At 72.4% G+C, this 14,885-nt stretch carries 17 protein-coding genes; 13 read left to right on the top strand and 4 right to left on the bottom strand.

Annotated elements, in window-relative coordinates:
• Positions 1 to 29: 29 nt before the first annotated feature.
• Positions 30 to 806, top strand: a complete 777-nt coding sequence (locus tag ACWGH1_RS20210) for a PE-PPE domain-containing protein (RefSeq protein ID WP_453356186.1) — start codon at positions 30 to 32, stop codon at positions 804 to 806.
• A 591-nt stretch (positions 807 to 1,397) separates the two neighbouring features.
• On the opposite strand, the gene ACWGH1_RS20205 is transcribed toward ACWGH1_RS20210, so the two are convergent.
• Together ACWGH1_RS20205 and ACWGH1_RS20200 are read right to left on the bottom strand one after the other, a co-directional pair.
• Positions 1,398 to 2,129, bottom strand: coding sequence for a DUF4232 domain-containing protein (locus tag ACWGH1_RS20205; protein ID WP_453356677.1), 732 nt, complete (start codon positions 2,127 to 2,129; stop codon positions 1,398 to 1,400).
• Between the two features lie 174 nt (positions 2,130 to 2,303).
• A complete protein-coding gene (locus ACWGH1_RS20200; RefSeq protein WP_453356678.1) occupies positions 2,304 to 3,065 on the bottom strand; it encodes an NAD(P)H-dependent oxidoreductase in 762 nt (253 codons plus the stop codon).
• A gap of 32 nt (positions 3,066 to 3,097) precedes the next feature.
• Here ACWGH1_RS20200 and ACWGH1_RS20195 point away from each other — a divergent pair, with 32 nt between their 5' ends.
• The 6 genes from ACWGH1_RS20195 to ACWGH1_RS20170 all read left to right on the top strand — a co-directional run bounded on the left by ACWGH1_RS20195 (position 3,098) and on the right by ACWGH1_RS20170 (position 6,650).
• Positions 3,098 to 3,445 carry a VOC family protein gene (locus tag ACWGH1_RS20195; protein ID WP_453356679.1) on the top strand — a complete coding sequence of 116 codons (348 nt, stop codon included), beginning with the start codon at positions 3,098 to 3,100 and terminating at the stop codon, positions 3,443 to 3,445.
• A 140-nt stretch (positions 3,446 to 3,585) separates the two neighbouring features.
• The gene (locus ACWGH1_RS20190) at positions 3,586 to 3,960 is read left to right on the top strand and encodes a VOC family protein (RefSeq protein ID WP_453356680.1); all 375 of its coding nucleotides are present in this window, start codon (positions 3,586 to 3,588) and stop codon (positions 3,958 to 3,960) included.
• Positions 3,961 to 4,154: 194 nt separating this feature from the next.
• Complete coding sequence (locus ACWGH1_RS20185) at positions 4,155 to 5,267, top strand: ABC transporter substrate-binding protein (RefSeq protein WP_453408869.1); 1,113 nt, start codon at positions 4,155 to 4,157, stop codon at positions 5,265 to 5,267.
• A 39-nt stretch (positions 5,268 to 5,306) separates the two neighbouring features.
• Positions 5,307 to 5,579, top strand: a complete 273-nt coding sequence (locus ACWGH1_RS20180; protein ID WP_453357357.1) for a DUF3253 domain-containing protein — start codon at positions 5,307 to 5,309, stop codon at positions 5,577 to 5,579.
• 59 nt (positions 5,580 to 5,638) lie between these two features.
• Positions 5,639 to 6,112, top strand: coding sequence for an SRPBCC family protein (locus ACWGH1_RS20175; protein WP_453357358.1), 474 nt, complete (start codon positions 5,639 to 5,641; stop codon positions 6,110 to 6,112).
• A 145-nt stretch (positions 6,113 to 6,257) separates the two neighbouring features.
• Positions 6,258 to 6,650, top strand: coding sequence for a YciI family protein (locus tag ACWGH1_RS20170; protein ID WP_453357359.1), 393 nt, complete (start codon positions 6,258 to 6,260; stop codon positions 6,648 to 6,650).
• Between the two features lie 162 nt (positions 6,651 to 6,812).
• On the opposite strand, the gene ACWGH1_RS20165 is transcribed toward ACWGH1_RS20170, so the two are convergent.
• Positions 6,813 to 7,436, bottom strand: coding sequence for a TetR/AcrR family transcriptional regulator (locus ACWGH1_RS20165; RefSeq protein WP_453408868.1), 624 nt, complete (start codon positions 7,434 to 7,436; stop codon positions 6,813 to 6,815).
• Between the two features lie 128 nt (positions 7,437 to 7,564).
• Here ACWGH1_RS20165 and ACWGH1_RS20160 point away from each other — a divergent pair, with 128 nt between their 5' ends.
• Positions 7,565 to 8,515 (top strand): alpha/beta fold hydrolase, encoded by a 951-nt coding sequence (locus tag ACWGH1_RS20160; RefSeq protein WP_453354363.1) that lies wholly within the window; start codon positions 7,565 to 7,567, stop codon positions 8,513 to 8,515.
• Between the two features lie 55 nt (positions 8,516 to 8,570).
• Here ACWGH1_RS20160 and ACWGH1_RS20155 read toward each other — a convergent pair whose 3' ends face one another.
• Positions 8,571 to 10,232: an FAD-dependent oxidoreductase gene (locus ACWGH1_RS20155; protein ID WP_453354364.1), complete on the bottom strand. Its 1,662-nt coding sequence runs from the start codon at positions 10,230 to 10,232 to the stop codon at positions 8,571 to 8,573.
• A 196-nt stretch (positions 10,233 to 10,428) separates the two neighbouring features.
• Here ACWGH1_RS20155 and ACWGH1_RS20150 point away from each other — a divergent pair, with 196 nt between their 5' ends.
• Genes ACWGH1_RS20150 through ACWGH1_RS20130 form a run of 5 tightly spaced genes read left to right on the top strand, consistent with a single transcriptional unit; the run spans position 10,429 to position 14,884 of the window.
• Positions 10,429 to 11,586 (top strand): SchA/CurD-like domain-containing protein, encoded by a 1,158-nt coding sequence (locus tag ACWGH1_RS20150; protein ID WP_453354365.1) that lies wholly within the window; start codon positions 10,429 to 10,431, stop codon positions 11,584 to 11,586.
• Positions 11,587 to 11,644: 58 nt separating this feature from the next.
• Complete coding sequence (locus ACWGH1_RS20145) at positions 11,645 to 12,082, top strand: cupin domain-containing protein (protein WP_453354366.1); 438 nt, start codon at positions 11,645 to 11,647, stop codon at positions 12,080 to 12,082.
• Positions 12,079 to 13,335 (top strand): beta-ketoacyl-[acyl-carrier-protein] synthase family protein, encoded by a 1,257-nt coding sequence (locus ACWGH1_RS20140; RefSeq protein ID WP_453354367.1) that lies wholly within the window; start codon positions 12,079 to 12,081, stop codon positions 13,333 to 13,335. The genes ACWGH1_RS20145 and ACWGH1_RS20140 overlap by 4 nt, the downstream gene beginning before the upstream one ends.
• A gap of 8 nt (positions 13,336 to 13,343) precedes the next feature.
• A complete protein-coding gene (locus ACWGH1_RS20135) occupies positions 13,344 to 14,594 on the top strand; it encodes a ketosynthase chain-length factor (RefSeq protein WP_453354368.1) in 1,251 nt (416 codons plus the stop codon).
• Between the two features lie 32 nt (positions 14,595 to 14,626).
• On the top strand, positions 14,627 to 14,884 hold the full coding sequence (locus ACWGH1_RS20130; RefSeq protein ID WP_453354369.1) for an acyl carrier protein: 258 nt from the start codon (positions 14,627 to 14,629) through the stop codon (positions 14,882 to 14,884).
• Position 14,885 lies beyond the last annotated feature (1 nt).

Raw genomic sequence — 14,885 nt, 5'->3', positions numbered from 1 at the left:
TCCGGCCCGACCGAGGAGATGACCGCCAGATGCCCACCACGAAGCCGAGCAGGCTCGCCCGCCGACTCAAGTCCGTGATCGCCTCGACGGCACTGCTGTTGGCCGCAGCCGCCGTCGTGCCGCCCGCCGCACACGCCGACCCGGTGCACCACTACTACATCGAGATCGGCGGCACCGGCGCGGCCGCGGACGCGCCCCAGTGCACCAGCAGCTTCACGGCCGCGAACGAGCACCTGGACGGCGGCATCGCGGTTCCCGTCTGCTACGTGGCCAGCGGCGGCCCGTTCGTCGGGAGCCACAACGAACAGCCGGCCCCCTGGGGCACCCCGAGCTTCGGCGACAGCGTGAACCAGGGCTACTGGAACGCCCTGGCCGCACTGGAGAGCACCTACCGCGCCGACCCCGCGGCGCACTTCACCATCGCGGGTTACTCCCAGGGCGCCTGGGTCGGCGACCTGCTGCTCCAGACGATCGCCAACAACGGCACCGAAGTGCCCCGTTCGCAGGTCGACGGCATGCTCTACTCCGACCCGATGCAGCCCGGCACCGGATTCTGGCACCTCGTCCCCCAGGGAGTCCTGATCCCGTTCGTGGCCTATTCGCCCGGCACCGGACCGGAGGAGTTCCCCGGCGTCCCGGTCCAGCGCTTCTGCATCCAGACCGACGGCGTCTGTGACGCGACGTCCCTGGACTCCTTCTCGGGCTTCCTGCAACAGCACCCGCGCTACTTCCAGCCCGGCAGCATCATCGAGACGACCCTCGCCAAGCACGGCGGCAACGGGACCGTCTGGTACCCGGCGGCGTAACCCGGAGAGATCCGGCCCGAAGCAGACGTCGCGGCCCGCCCGGGGGGACGGGCCGCGGCGTCGCACCGGTTTCCGGCCCGACACCGCGCCGGGTCGGGGGCTGCTTCGCGAGGAACGCCTCGACCGCGATGCCGTGGTCCGCGGAGGCGCCCGCCGACGTGACGGCGTCGCCGGGACCCGGCCGTGGCCGCGGAAGTGACAGCCGCCGTAGCCGAAGGCCGGCCTGCCGGTTGCCGGCCGGGACGCCTGCTCCGGGCGCCGTGGGCGAAGAACACGCGCGGCGCACGCTGCCGGGGGTCCTGGAAGGCCTCTTCGGCCTCCCCCTGCCCGTGAGAACGCAGGGCTCGCGACGGCCTCTCCGGCGGGCCGCCCCACCGGGACCACCGCGGTCGTGGCGCTCGGCGTCTTCCTGTCCGGCCGCTACCTCGGCCTCGGCATGGGCGGCATGGAACGGCTCGCCGCGTTCCCGGTCCTGCTGTGGGCGCTGCCGCGGCAGCCGCGAACGCCGAGGATGCAGGCCGCCCGGTCCGGGGGTCCCCTCCGCGGAGGGGCGGAGGAGGACCTCTTCACATCCGTCGTCAGGCGGCCCCGTCAGTGGGGGAACAGCGGGGTCGCGGCGGCTTCCGAGCTGCTGTTCCAGTACGTCACGCGGGCCTTGTCATCCACGTACACGCCGCCCTTCGGCATCTGCAGGAGGACACCCTCGCCCGTGCTGTTGTCGGGGCGCTGGCCGTGCGGTGCGAGCGCCAGGTTCTTCACCAGGGTGCTGACGTCCTTGTTGCTCTGGCGCAGGAGCAGTCCGGCGTACGCGTCCTTGCCGGGGGCGAGCGTCACCTCCGTCTGCGGCTTCGAGTTCTCGAAGGCCCCCACGAGCCGGCCGTGGCCGTCCTCCAGCCGGAGTACCGGATAGCTCCGCAGCTTGCACGGCTCGGTGCTGGTGTTGGTGACGGTCAACAGGAGCTTCGAGTCGTCCTTGGCGGGCGGTACGGCCCACTCCACCTTGACCTCGGTGTAGTCGTCCGGACAGTTGCCGTCGATGCCCTTCGGGTCGCCCTCGGCTTCGCCCGGACGGCCCGGCGCGGAAGAGGACGCGGAGGGCTTGGCGGGGGGTTTGGCGGTGGGTGACGCCGGGGCCGGGGCGACGGCCGGCGCGGACGCGGAGACGGTAGGCGACGCGGAAGACGACGCGGTGGAGTTCGGCGGCGGGGTGGCGCCCGCCTTGTCGTCGCTCGGCTCGCAGGCCGTGGCGGCGAGGAGCGCCGTGGCGGCGAGGCCGAAGGTGCCGAGTCTCCGGGCGTGGGTGGTCTTGCGGGAAATGTGCATCACGAGCCCCCGTGGCTGCTGGCGTACTGGCTTGGTCTGGCCAGGATGCCCACCCTGACCTGCGGATTCACCTCAGCCCAGGCGCCGTTACACCTCTCGTATGCGGCGGTGACGATTCCGTGGTGAGAGCGGCTCCAGGCCCGGGCAGATGCCGTCCCGCCCCTGCTGCTCGGCTCAGTCGCCGGGCTCGGGAACCACGTCCCGGTCCAGCAGCGTCGCGGCTTGCCGACGTGCCTCGCCGAGCCACGCCGCGCGTGTTTCGTCGTCCGCGTCGGTGACCGTGCGGAAGACGACCCGGCGTACGTCGGCGACTCCCACGTACGGCAGGACACAGGCCGACCAGATGCTCTGCAGCGGGTCGCCGAACTCGCTCTCCTCCCGGTCCGCGGGCGTGTCGGAGGTGTTCAGGACGAGAGCCCGGCCGGCCCTCAGCAGCCCCACGGGCTCGCCGTCGGCGGTACCCAGTTTGTAGGCGACGCCCGGCACGAGCACCCGCTGCACCCAGCCGACGAGGACCGCGGGCGGCATACCCCACCAGTTCGGGTGGACGAACACCATGGCATCGAGGGTGGCCGCCTCCTCCTGGTGAACGGCCACCTGCGCGTCGTGGGCGCAAGACGCGGACCGGACCGTCTCCGTCTCCGCGGCGGAAAGCTGTGGTGGGAATCCTTCGGCACACAGGTCGTGCGCCAGCACTTGGCATCCCCGTCCGCGCAGTTCCGCCACCACCGCTTCGAACACGGCGTGGTTGAAACTCCCCGGTCGAGGGTGTGCAAGATATACCCCTACGCGCACGTTCCGTCCCCCAGTCGACACGAGCCGATCGGCTGATCCGCCACCGGCCGATCGCCGATTATCCCCGTGCCCGGGCTCGTACGCGGCGGATTCGATGCATGCGGTGGTGGCGGATGTGCCGTAGAACTCCTGGGGAGACATTGGGACACGTTCATCCTGACTTGGAGTCGTCAATGGCCGTTCGCCGTGTCGTGCCCAACATCCGGTCGGAGGCCGCGCAGGAGAGCCGGGAGTTCTACGGCCTGTTGGGCTTCGAGGAGGTCATGAACCACGGCTGGATCATGACCCTCGCCTCCCCGGCCAGCCCGGCAGCGCAGATCAGCGTCATGACCGGCGACAAGACCGCGCCCGTCGCTCCCGATATGAGCATCGAGGTGGATGACGTGGACGCGGCTTATGCGGTCATGAGGGAGAGCGGCGCGGACATCATCCACCCCTTGCAGGACGAGGAGTGGGGGGTGCGGCGCTTCTTCGTCCGCGACCCGAGCGGACGGGTGGTCAACGTGCTCGGCCACCGCTGACGGCCACTCGCGACGCCTGGTGACCCGTTGTCGGCGTGGGGGGCCCGGCGGCGCACCGGCACACCACCGTGCATGCCCGCTGGGGCAGCGGGTACGACTGCTCCCGTACGGGAAGGCGCGAGGACGAGGGGTGTCGGAAAGTGATCCGAAAGTTGCAGGCGGTCGCGCTGGACTGCGCCGATCCGGTCCGGCTCGCCGAGTTCTACGCGGAGCTGCTCGGCGGCCGGGTGGTCGCGGACCCGGAGGATCACGACTGGCTGGAGGTGCACGGGTTCGAGGGCACGCCGCTGGCCTGCCAGCGGGTGGACGGCTACCGACCGCCCGAGTGGCCCGGCCAGCAGCACCCGCAGCAGCTCCACCTCGACTTCGACGTGGACGACCTCGACGCCGAGGAGAAGCGGGCGCTCGCCCTCGGGGCCACGGTGCTGGAGCGGACCGACCAGCTCCGCCAGGAGGCCAACTGGCGGGTCTACGCGGACCCGGCCGGCCATCCGTTCTGCCTCTGCCTCCACTGAGACGCTCCCTCCGCGGCGGGATCGGCTCAGCGGGCTGATAATCGGTTGCCATTGGGCGACCGTGGTGGATGCAATGTCCGGCATGGTCACCCCGGTGCGCCCGGCACGGCGCGGCCAGACGGCCGCGTACGGCCGACCCTTGCCGCTCCGCGGTTCGGGCATGCAACCGAATCGCGACACGGAGACGCCGACGTATGCGTACGCCACCAACCACACCCGCCGCGGAGCGGGCTGACGGTTCATCCGTCCGGATCGGCGCTCTCGTTCCGCTGACCCGGCCCGGCTGGGTCGAGGCGGGCCGGCACTTGCTCGCCGGACTGGAGCTGGCCGTTCACGAGGTCAACGACACGGGTGGGATCGGCGGAACACCACTCGAACTGGTGGTCCGGGACACCGCCGCTGATCCACGCAGGGCCGTGGCCGCCGTGGACGAGTTGGCCGGCCTGGGCGTGGCTGCCTTGGCGGGGGAGTACCACAGCGTCGTCGCTCGCGCCGCTGCCGCCCGGGCCGACGCCCTCGGCCTGCCGTTCCTCTGCTCGTCAGCGGTGCTCGACGCGCTCACCGAGCGGCCGACGGAGTGGGTCGCGCGGCTGGCCCCGGCGCAGTCCCACGGCTGGCGGGTCTACGCGGATTTCCTCCTCGGCACGGGTCACGGCCGGATCGCCGTGGCAACCGGGCCGGGTGTCTACTGGGCGTCCGGGGCCCGCATCCTGCGCGACCGCCTCGCTGCACGCGGTGGCACCGTCATCGAACTCGACATGAGCGCGCTCGCCCCGGCGGACGTGTGCGACGCACTCGTCCGCCATCGCGCGACCGCCCTCCTCCTGCTGGTCGGCCACCCGGAGCCAGCGGTGTCGGTCGTCAGGTCAGTCCGCCGCGACCCGCGCCTCGCCGAGATCATGATCGGTGCCCCGGCCGGGCAACCGGAGTTCGCCGAATGGGCGACGCTGCTGGGCGGCGACGGCGCCGCGATCCCGTTCCTGCGGTACCTGCCCGCGCGCCTCGGCCCGCTCGGCGCACGGGTCGAGGCGGCCCTCCGCGACCGGTTGGCCGAAGCTCCTTCGTTCGTCGCCTTCGAGGGCTACGACACGGTCACCGTCCTCGCCGCGGCTCTGCGTTCCCACGGCACGGACCGGACGCGGATCGCCGAGTCCTGGCCGCGCGCAGCAGTCGAGGGCACCCGCGGGCAGATCCGGTTCTCCCGCACGCCGGGCATCAGCGTGTGGCAATGGGCCTGGACGGCCGTCCACGTCGTTGACCGGGACCCGGCGGAACCCGGTCGCTTCCGGATCCTCCACACCGGCTGAGAGGGCCGCCAGGCCCGTCACCGGTGGGACACTGGCGAAGTGACGGACATCGAGCGGCAGACGGATCGACGCTTGGAGCGAGCCATCCTGGAACTGCTGGAGCGGCGTGGCCCGACCGCCACCATCTGCCCCTCCGACGCCGCGCGGGCGGTGTACGGAGGGGACGGCGACGAATGGCGCGCGCTCATGGAACCGGCCCGCCGTGCGGCCTGGCGGCTGGTCGCCTCCGGAGAGGTGGAGATCACCCGGGGCGGCCGTCCCGTCGAGCCGACGGAGGCCCGCGGTCCGATCCGTATCCGCCGCGCCCGCTGACACCCCCAGGCGTGGCGTGGCGCGGCGCCACGCGCCGCACGGAACTAGGGTGAGGGGCCATGACCATTGATCCGATCCGGCTGCCCGACCTGACGGAGCGCCCCCACCGGCTGACGGTCGAGCGCGCGATGATCGCCGCCGAGCACACGCTGTACGCGGCGTGGACGGAGGAGTTCGACCGCTGGTTCGCGGCGCCGGGCTCGGTCGTGATGACGGCCGAGGTGAACGCGCCGTTCTTCTTCGAAACGGAGTTCGCGAAGGAACCGGGGGCTCCCGCGACCCGGTATCCGCACTACGGGCGGTTCCTGAGGCTGGTGCCCGACCGGCTGGTGGAGCTGACCTGGGTGACGGGCCGGGCCGGCACGGCGGGAGCCGAGACGGTGGTCACCGTCGAGCTCAGCCCCCACCCGATCGGCACCCGGGTCCGGCTGACCCACGCCGGGTTCTACGACGGGGCCGCCCGCGACATGCACGAGGCGGCCTGGCACCAGGTCCTCGCGAACCAGGACGAGGTCCTCGGCGCCTCCTCCTGAGGAGCGGCGCGGACACCGGGCGAACCCGGTCCTCGGTGGACTGCGTCGAAGCGGGGGCCCGGGCGCCGATGAGTTCCGCGGCGCCCGGCGGTCTACCCCTTGACCGGCCGGAGAAGCCGGGCAGCCACCCGGAAGGATGAGGGACATGAAGTACATGATCCAGATGAACGTGCCCGCCGCCCAGTGGGACGCCGTCATGTCGTCCTATTCCAAGGACGACATGGAGGCCATGTTCGCCCACATGAACGCCCTCAACAATGACCTCACTTCCGCTGGGGAGTGGGTGGAAGGGCGGGGCCTCGGCGGCCCCTCACTGGTCAAGACGGTGCGGGCGGGGAGCGACGGGCGGCCGCAGGTGACCGCCGGGCCGGCCGAGGCGGGACACATCCTGGCCGGGTACTGGGTCGTCGACGTCAAGAGCGAGGACCGGGCCCTGGAGATCGCCGCGCGGGCGTCGGCCTGCCCCGGACCGGGCGGGAAGCCCGGCAGCGAGCCGGTCGAAGTGCACCTGATCCCCGGGGAACCGACGGAGGCCTGAGCGGTCGGGCCGCGTCCACGGCTGGCCCCCGAGACGGGGCCTGCCGCCCGGAGCACGCCGCAGCCGCGAACGCAGGCCCGAGCCGGCCCTACCCCTGGACAGGCCTGGCGGCACCTCTGCGGCGGACGGCGACAGCAGCCGGGCGGTGTGGCCGGGCAGCGGTCATGCGGGCGGTGCGGGCCGGCCGCTGTTGAAGATCCGGTCGAGGTGGTGGTGGAGTACCGCGATCGCCGACTCCGGCGTCCGCTGGCCGACGAGGATGCTGGTGCCCATGGTCGCCGTCATCGCCAACAGGCTGATCGCCTCGGTGCGGGCGTCGATGCCGGCATCGGCCAGCCCGGTCTCCTGTGCCTGGAGAAGCAGTCCGGTCAGCGCGTTCTCCGCGGCGTCGGGATTGTCGATGAACGGCTGGGCGGCGAGCGCCTCGTCGGTCACGGACAGGACCGAGTACGAGGTGTAGAGGAGGTGGAAGGTACGGCTCTCCTCGTCGGTCGGCAGGGAGGCCAGCAGCAGCGCCTCGGTCGTGGCCCGCGGGCCCGGGTCCGGGCCCGCGGCGGCGAGACGGGCGCCCACGCGGGCGGTGAAGCGGTCGGTGAGGTGCTGGAGCCCGTAGAAGAGCAGTTTCTCCTTCGTCTGGAAGTAGTACTGCACGAGTCGGAGTGACACTCCGGCCTCTGCGGCCACGTCGCGCATGCCGACCGCGTGCAGTCCGCGCCGGCCGGCGACCTGGATGAGGGCCTCGGCGATCTGGGTGCGCCGTTCCTCGTGGTCCACGCGCTTCGGCATGTGCCGTGCCTCCGCCTGTCGGTGGTGGGTTGCGGTCCGGCTGCCCCGGACCTTCTTCATGGTACCGTCGTATCAACGTCATGATACGTTCGTATCACGAAGAATGGATCTCTCTCCGGAGGTGCCCCGTGCCCCAGAACCTGACCCGAGCACGCCGCGACATCGGCCGCTACGTGAACGACGAGCTGCGCGACCGGTACTTCGCCGCATGTGACGTGCTCTACGCGAAGGGCGCACCCATCAGCTCGGAAACGGACGTCGAGACCAGCTTCGGCACCACTCACGTCTACCGCTACGGGCCCACGGATCCGGCGGCCGAGTCACGTACGCCGGTCGTCCTGATCCACGGCTCCGGCGGCTGCTCGGCGCAGTGGTACCCCAACACCCGCGCGCTCAGCGCGGACCGCCCTGTTTACGCACTCGACACCCCGGGCGACCCCGGGCGCAGCGTGCAGCGCGAGCCCATGTGGCAGCCCGAGCGCGCGGCGCAGTGGATGGACGAGGCCCTCGACGCGCTGGGCCTCGACAAGGTCCACCTGGTCGGCTCCTCCTACGGCGGCTGGCTGGTCATCAACCAGGCCCACCGCCGGCCCGAGCGGCTCGCCTCGGTCACCGCTCTCGACCCGGGGGGCCTGGAGAAGGTGGGCCTGCGCTTCTTCGTCTGGATCTTCGCCAGCCTCTTCGCCACCTACGCCCCCGAGGCGTGGCGCCCCCGCCTCGCCGCCTGGCTGGAGCAGCCCGTGATCATCGTTCCGGAACTCCGGGCCATGATCCAGGCCGGCGTGCGCGCTTTCCGGATCCGCCGCCCCGCCCCGCTGCCGCTGTCCGACGCCGAGCTGGGTTCCATCCGGACGCCGTTCTACCTGATCATGGGCAAGCGCAGCCTGCTCGTGCACCCGAAGCGGCAGCTGGAACGCGTACCGCGGCTGATCCCCGGCGCCCGCGCCGAGATCGTCGCCGCGACCGGCCACGGACCGCAGATCGACCACCCTGAGCTGGTCAACGCCCGGATGCGGTGCTTCATGGACGACATCGAATCCCTCGACCCGGCGGCGACCCGGGGCACCGCGGACGCGTAGTCGCGAGGGGCGGCCGGTGAACACCGCCGACGCGCCCCCCTCACCCCGTGCAGGTTCAGCCCGTGCGCAGGACCGCCGCCAAGGCCCGGCGCAGCGCCGCCTCCGGGTCCGCCGCCGCGCCCTCGGCCCGCCAGGCCACGAACCCGTCGGGGCGCACCAGGACCGCACCCTCGGCCGTGGTGCCGTGGACCTGCGCCCAGTCGGCGGGCTCGTCGGCGCCCGGCGCGCCGGGGCCGTCGTACACCAGGTCGGCGTCGGGGCCCGCACCGATCCGGTAGGCCTCCAGCCGCACCCCGCCGGCGTCCGCGATGCGGCGCGCGGCCGCATGCCAGCCCGCGGCATCGCCCGCCCCGCTGAGCAGCACCATCGAACGCTCGTAGAGGTCGACCGTGGACAGCCGCCGCTCCCCGTGCCGCAGCCACATGTGCGGGGCCCGGCTGCCCGGCTGCCCCGTCAGCCGCACCCCCTCGGGCACCACGTCCTGCTCCGGGTCGGCCCCGACGACCGCGCCCTGCGGGTAGCGGTAGGCGAGCACGACGTTCAGGATGCCGCCCTGCCGGCCGCCGCCCATCCCCGGCGGCGGCGCGAAGCCGGGGTGGCTGTGCTCCACCGAACGCGCCGAAGCGCGGGCGCTGGTCGCCAGCGCCACCGGCCGCCGCTCCGCGTCGTACGTCTCCAGCAGCCCCGGCCCGGCCCAGCCGCCCAGCACGGCGGCCAGCTTCCAGGCCAGGTTGTGGGCGTCCTGGATGCCGGTGTTCGAGCCGAACGCCCCCGTCGGGGACATCTCGTGCGCGGAGTCGCCGGCGAGGAACACCCGCCCGGCGCCGTACCTGTCGGCGACCCGCTCCGCCGCGTGCCACGACGCCTTGCCGGTCACCTCCACGTCGAGGTCGGCGACACCGACGGCCCGGCGGATGTGATCCTGGCACCGCTCGTGGGTGAACTCCTCCAGGGTCTCGCCGTCCTCCGGGTGCCAGGGCGCGTGGAAGACCCAGTTCTCCTTGTTGTCGACGGGCAGCAGCGCACCGTCGGCGTCCGGGGAGGTCAGGTAGCACACGATGAACCGCCGGTCGCCCACCACGTCGGCGAGCCGGCGCGACCGGAAGGTGATGCTCACGTTGTGGAAGAGGTCGCCGGGGCCGCTCTGCCCGATGCCCAGCCGTTCCCGGACCGGGCTGCGCGGGCCGTCCGCGGCGACGAGGTAGTCGGCGCGGACGGTGTGGCGCTCTTCGGTGATCCGGTCGCGCACGACGGCGGTCACGCCCTCCGCGTCCTCCTCGAACGACACCAGCTCGTGCGAGTACCACAGGTCCCCGCCCTGCTCGCGGGCGCCGTCGAGCAGCACGGGCTCCAGGTCGTTCTGGCTGCACAGGCACCAGGAGGTCGGGCTGAACTTCGCCAGCCCGCCGCCGGGGTCGATGTCCTTGAACAGCCACTCGCCCGCGTCGCCCACGAGGGTCGGCGTCTGCAGGATGCCGTGGTTGTCCGCCAGCAGCGACGCCGCGGTCTTGATGTCCGGCTCGACGCCGGCCACCCGGAAGAGCTCCATGGTCCGGACGTTGTTGCCGCGTCCGCGCGGGTGGATCGAGGTCCCGGCGTGCCGCTCGACCAGGGTGTGCCGTACCCCGTGGCGCCCCAGGAACAGGGACGTGGACAGGCCCACCAGGGAGCCGCCCACGATGAGGACCGGAACCCGGTGGTCGACTTCGTGCTGCATCGATGCCTCCAGAGGCAGGCGTTCGGGATGGGGCGCGGGCAGTTCCGCGCCTTCTGGACAGCGGGTCCGCGGGCCCGTCACCCGCGTGGTTCATGCGGGTCGCGCACTTCCCCGGGCGGGCACAGGATCGAGACACGCTGACGTCGCGACACCGCGGCCGGCGTCCACCTCTGCCCTCGAAGGAGATGTGCGCAGGATGACCACCACGTCTGAACGTGTTTCAGAACCGCAGAAGCGACAGATGCCGAAACGTGTCTCCCAGTCCGTGTTCGACGGCTCCAGGCTCCGCGTCGTCCTGCTGGTGGATGTGTACGACGGCGCCCAACAGCAGTTCCTGGAGGCGTACGAACAACTCTGCACCCAGGTCTCGTCGGTTCCGGGACACGTCAGCGACCAGCTGTGCCAGTCGATCGAAAATCCATCCCAATGGCTCATCACCAGCGAATGGGAGAGCGCCCCGCCCTTCCTCGCCTGGGTGAACAGCGAAGAACACGTACGGATGGTCTCGCCGCTGCACGGCTGCGTCCGGGACACCAGGTCGCTGCGCTTCCACGTCGTACGGGAGACCGGCGGCCCGGCCGTCGACACCAAGCCCGACCAGCGCCGCCTGCAGACCTCCCCCCGCATCGGCGACGGTGTGGTCCGCCACGCCCTCACCTTCACCGTCAAGCCGGGCAGCGAGGAGGCCGTCGCCGAAATCCTCGCCGGATACGCCTCGCCCGAGCCGCAGGTCGACGACACCACCCGGCTGTGCCGCACCTCCCTGTTCATGTACGGCAACCGGGTGGTGCGGGCCGTCGAAGTCAAGGGCGACCTGCTCGCGGCGCTGCGCCACGTCGCCCGGCAGCCCGAGGTACGGGCCGTCGAGGAGGCCATCAACCCCTACCTGGAACAGGACCGGGACCTCAACGACCCCGAGTCGGCACGGGTCTTCTTCACCCGAGCGGCCCTGCCCGCCCTGCACCACGTCACGGCCGGGCACGAGCACCCCGAGGCCGAACGGCACGCCCTGTACTACGAGGCCCGCCCGGACTGCGGCATGCGGCTGGCCGAGCTGCTCGCCCAGCACGACGAGGCGGCGGCCGACGACCCGCGCAGCCCCGTGCTGCGCAGCACGATCTTCCAGCGCGACGAGGTCGTGGTGCGCCTGGTCGACGTACGCGGCGACCTCGACGACGCCGACCCGGCGCTCTGCCTGGGCCTGGCCGACCCCGCCGAGGCGGCGGAGCTGACCACGCTCTTCGAGGGCGCCCCCGGGGCCGACCTGTCCGCACTGCGGAGCGAGGACTTCGCGCGCCTGCTGGGGCTCGCGCGCATGCGACTCATCACTGACCGCCGGTCGCCTGAGGCCTGACCGGACCACGCGGACCGCGGCCCAACCCGCCCGGCGCGGCACACAACGGAGGAACGTCGTGATCACATCCAAGCCCCGAATCGTCGGACTCGGCGACGTCGAGCCCAACTGCCGGCGCGGCGGCGATCTGCGCGCCCTGCTCACCCCCGCCACCGTCGGCTCGACCAGCGGTTTCATGGGCGTCGCCATGGTGCAGCCCGGCGACCGCATCGCCGAGCACTACCACCCGTATTCCGAGGAGTTCGTGTACGTCGTCTGCGGGCGGCTGGAAGTGGACCTGGACGGTGTGGCGCATCCGCTGCGGCCCGAGCAGGGGCTCCTGATCCCCATCAACGTGCGCCACCGGTTCCGCAACGTCGGCGACACCGAGGCCCGCATCGTCTTCCACCTGGGCCCGCTGGCCCCGACCCCGCCGCTCGGCCACGTCGACACCGAGGGCACCGACGCCGTCGCGGACGGCGCCTCGCCGGCCGACCTCTCCCAGGTCCGTTCATGACCCGGCGGGTGGCCGTCACGGGCCTCGGCATAGTCGCGCCCGGCGGCATCGGAGTACCGGCGTTCTGGGACCTGCTCGCCGCCGGGCGCACCGCGACGCGCGGCATCACCTTCTTCGACCCGGCAGGTCTGCGGTCGCGGATCGCCGCCGAGTGCGACTTCGACCCGGCCGCCCACGGCCTGGACGCCGAGCAGGTCGCCCGCGCCGACCGGTACATCCAGTTCGCGCTGGCCGCCGGTGACGAAGCGGTCCGCGACGCGGGCATCGACCTCGCCAGGGAGGACCCCTGGCGGGTCGGGGTCTCCCTCGGCACCGCCGTCGGCGGCACCACCCGCCTGGAACAGGACTACGTACTGGTCAGCCACGGCGGCCGGCGCTGGGACGTCGACCCGGGCGAGGCGCAGCCGCACCTGCACCGGGCGTTCTCGCCCAGCACCCTGGCCTCCACGGTCGCCGAGCGCTTCGGTGCCTGCGGCCCGGTCCAGACCGTCTCCACGGGCTGCACCTCCGGACTGGACGCCGTCGGGTACGCCTTCCACACGGTCGAGGAGGGCCGGGCCGACATCTGCATCGCCGGCGCGTCCGACTCCCCGATCTCGCCCATCACCATGGCCTGCTTCGACGCCATCAAGGCCACGTCGCCCAACAACGACGACCCCGCCCACGCCTCCCGGCCCTTCGACAACGACCGCGACGGGTTCGTGATGGGCGAGGGCGCGGCGGTCCTGGTGCTGGAGGAGCTGGAGCACGCCCGGGCCCGCGGAGCGCAGGTGTACTGCGAAGTCGGCGGGTACGCCACCTTCGGAAACGCCTACCACATGACCGGGCTGACCGGTGAGGGCCTGGAGATGGCCCGGGCCATCGAGAACGCCCTCGACCACGCCCGCATGGACCGCTCGGCCATCGACTACGTGAACGCCCACGGCTCGGGCACCCGGCAGAACGACCGCCACGAGACCGCGGCCGTCAAACGGGCCCTGGGCCACCACGCCTATGCCACGCCCATGAGCTCCATCAAGTCCATGGTCGGGCACTCCCTCGGCGCGATCGGGGCGATCGAGCTGGTGGCCTGCGTCCTGGCCATGCGACACCAGGTCGTACCCCCGACCGCGAACTACGAGACGCCGGACCCCGAGTGCGACCTGGACTACGTCCCCCGCGTCGCCCGCGAACGCAAGCTGGACGGCGTGCTGTCCGTGGGCAGCGGGTTCGGCGGCTTCCAGTCCGCGGTGGTCCTGAACCGGAAGGGTTAGAGGACACGATGAGCCAACCGAACCCACGGCGCGCCGCCGTCACCGGAATCGGCGTGATCGCGCCCAACGGACTCAGCACGGACGCGTTCTGGAAGGCCACCCGGGAAGGCATCAACGTCCTCGGCCGCATCACCCGCGAGGGCTGCGACCACCTGCCGCTGCGGGTGGCCGGCGAGGTGCGCGCCTTCGAACCGGCGACGGCGGTCGAGGAGCGCTTCCTCGTCCAGACCGACCGGTTCACGCACTTCGCCATGGCGGCGGCCGACTCCGCCCTGGAGGACGCCCAGCTCGGACAGGCCGCCACCGGCGATGAGCCCTTCTCCGTGGGCGTGGTCACCGCCGCCGGCTCCGGCGGCGGCGAGTTCGGCCAGCGCGAGTTGCAGCAGCTGTGGGGCAAGGGCAGCCGGTTCGTCGGCCCCTATCAGTCCATCGCCTGGTTCTACGCCGCCAGCACCGGCCAGATCTCCATCCGCCGGGGCTTCAAGGGGCCCTGCTCGGTCGTCGCCGCCGATGAGGCCGGCGGCCTGGACGCCCTCGCGCACGCCGCGCGGGCCGTGCGGCGCGGCACCGACGTGATCGTGGCCGGCTCGACCGAGGCGCCCCTGGCCCCGTACTCGATGGTCTGCCAGCTCGGCTACCCGGAGCTGAGCACCGAACCGGACCCCGACCGGGCCTACCGCCCCTTCACCTCCGCGGCCTGCGGCTTCGTACCCGCCGAGGGCGGCGCGATGCTCGTGGTGGAGGCGGAGGACAGCGCGCGCGAGCGCGGCGCCGCGGTGCGCGCCATCGTCGCGGGGCACGCCGCGACGTTCACCGGCGCCTCTTGCTGGGAGGCGTCCCGAGAAGGGCTCGCCCGGGCCATCGAAGGGGCCCTGGCGGAGGCCGGCTGCGCCGCCGAGGAGGTCGACGTGGTCTTCGCCGACGCCCTCGGCGTCCCCGAGGCCGACCGCGCCGAGGCACTCGCCATCGCCGACGCCCTGGGACGGCACGGCAGGCGCGTGCCCGTCACCGCACCCAAGACCGGCATCGGCCGCGGCTACTGCGCGGCGCCCGTGCTGGACGCCGCTGCCGCGGTGCTGGCCATGGAGTACGGCGTCATCCCGCCCACTCCCAACATCTTCGACATCTGCCATGACCTCGACCTCGTGACCACCCGCGCCCGCGCCGCCGAGCTGCGCACCGCGCTGGTCCTGAGCCGGGGCCTGATGGGGTCGAACTCGGCGCTCGTGCTCCGGCGCGGCGCCACGGATGCCCCGTAGCGGGGCACCCCGTACCCAAGGAGAGGAATCCCATGAGTGACCGCATCACCGTGGAAGAACTGGCCGAACTCATGAAGAAGGCCGCCGGGGTCACCGTCGACCCCGCCGAGCTCGAAAAGCGCAGCGACTCCGGCTTCGACACCTTCGGCCTCGACTCGCTCGGGCTGCTCGGCATCGTCGGCGAGCTGGAGAACCGGCACGGTACGCCGATGCCGACCGACGCCGAGCGCTGCAAGACCCCCCGGCAGTTCCTCGACCTGGTCAACAGCAGCCTCGTGGCAGGAGCGTGAC

The organism is Streptomyces sp. NPDC054883 (assembly GCF_053610645.1).
Note: the sequence above shows the minus strand (reverse complement) of the source record. Positions and strands in the feature narration are given on the sequence as shown.

Coding starts and splice junctions, on each gene's coding strand:
- ACWGH1_RS20210 (WP_453356186.1), top strand. CDS start 30: ATGCCCACCACGAAGCCGAGCAGGCTCGCCCGCCGACTCAAGTCCGTG.
- ACWGH1_RS20205 (WP_453356677.1), bottom strand. CDS start 2,129: ATGCACATTTCCCGCAAGACCACCCACGCCCGGAGACTCGGCACCTTC.
- ACWGH1_RS20200 (WP_453356678.1), bottom strand. CDS start 3,065: ATGTCTCCCCAGGAGTTCTACGGCACATCCGCCACCACCGCATGCATC.
- ACWGH1_RS20195 (WP_453356679.1), top strand. CDS start 3,098: ATGGCCGTTCGCCGTGTCGTGCCCAACATCCGGTCGGAGGCCGCGCAG.
- ACWGH1_RS20185 (WP_453408869.1), top strand. CDS start 4,155: ATGCGTACGCCACCAACCACACCCGCCGCGGAGCGGGCTGACGGTTCA.
- ACWGH1_RS20175 (WP_453357358.1), top strand. CDS start 5,639: ATGACCATTGATCCGATCCGGCTGCCCGACCTGACGGAGCGCCCCCAC.
- ACWGH1_RS20170 (WP_453357359.1), top strand. CDS start 6,258: ATGAAGTACATGATCCAGATGAACGTGCCCGCCGCCCAGTGGGACGCC.
- ACWGH1_RS20165 (WP_453408868.1), bottom strand. CDS start 7,436: ATGCCGAAGCGCGTGGACCACGAGGAACGGCGCACCCAGATCGCCGAG.
- ACWGH1_RS20155 (WP_453354364.1), bottom strand. CDS start 10,232: ATGCAGCACGAAGTCGACCACCGGGTTCCGGTCCTCATCGTGGGCGGC.
- ACWGH1_RS20150 (WP_453354365.1), top strand. CDS start 10,429: ATGACCACCACGTCTGAACGTGTTTCAGAACCGCAGAAGCGACAGATG.
- ACWGH1_RS20140 (WP_453354367.1), top strand. CDS start 12,079: ATGACCCGGCGGGTGGCCGTCACGGGCCTCGGCATAGTCGCGCCCGGC.
- ACWGH1_RS20135 (WP_453354368.1), top strand. CDS start 13,344: ATGAGCCAACCGAACCCACGGCGCGCCGCCGTCACCGGAATCGGCGTG.
- ACWGH1_RS20130 (WP_453354369.1), top strand. CDS start 14,627: ATGAGTGACCGCATCACCGTGGAAGAACTGGCCGAACTCATGAAGAAG.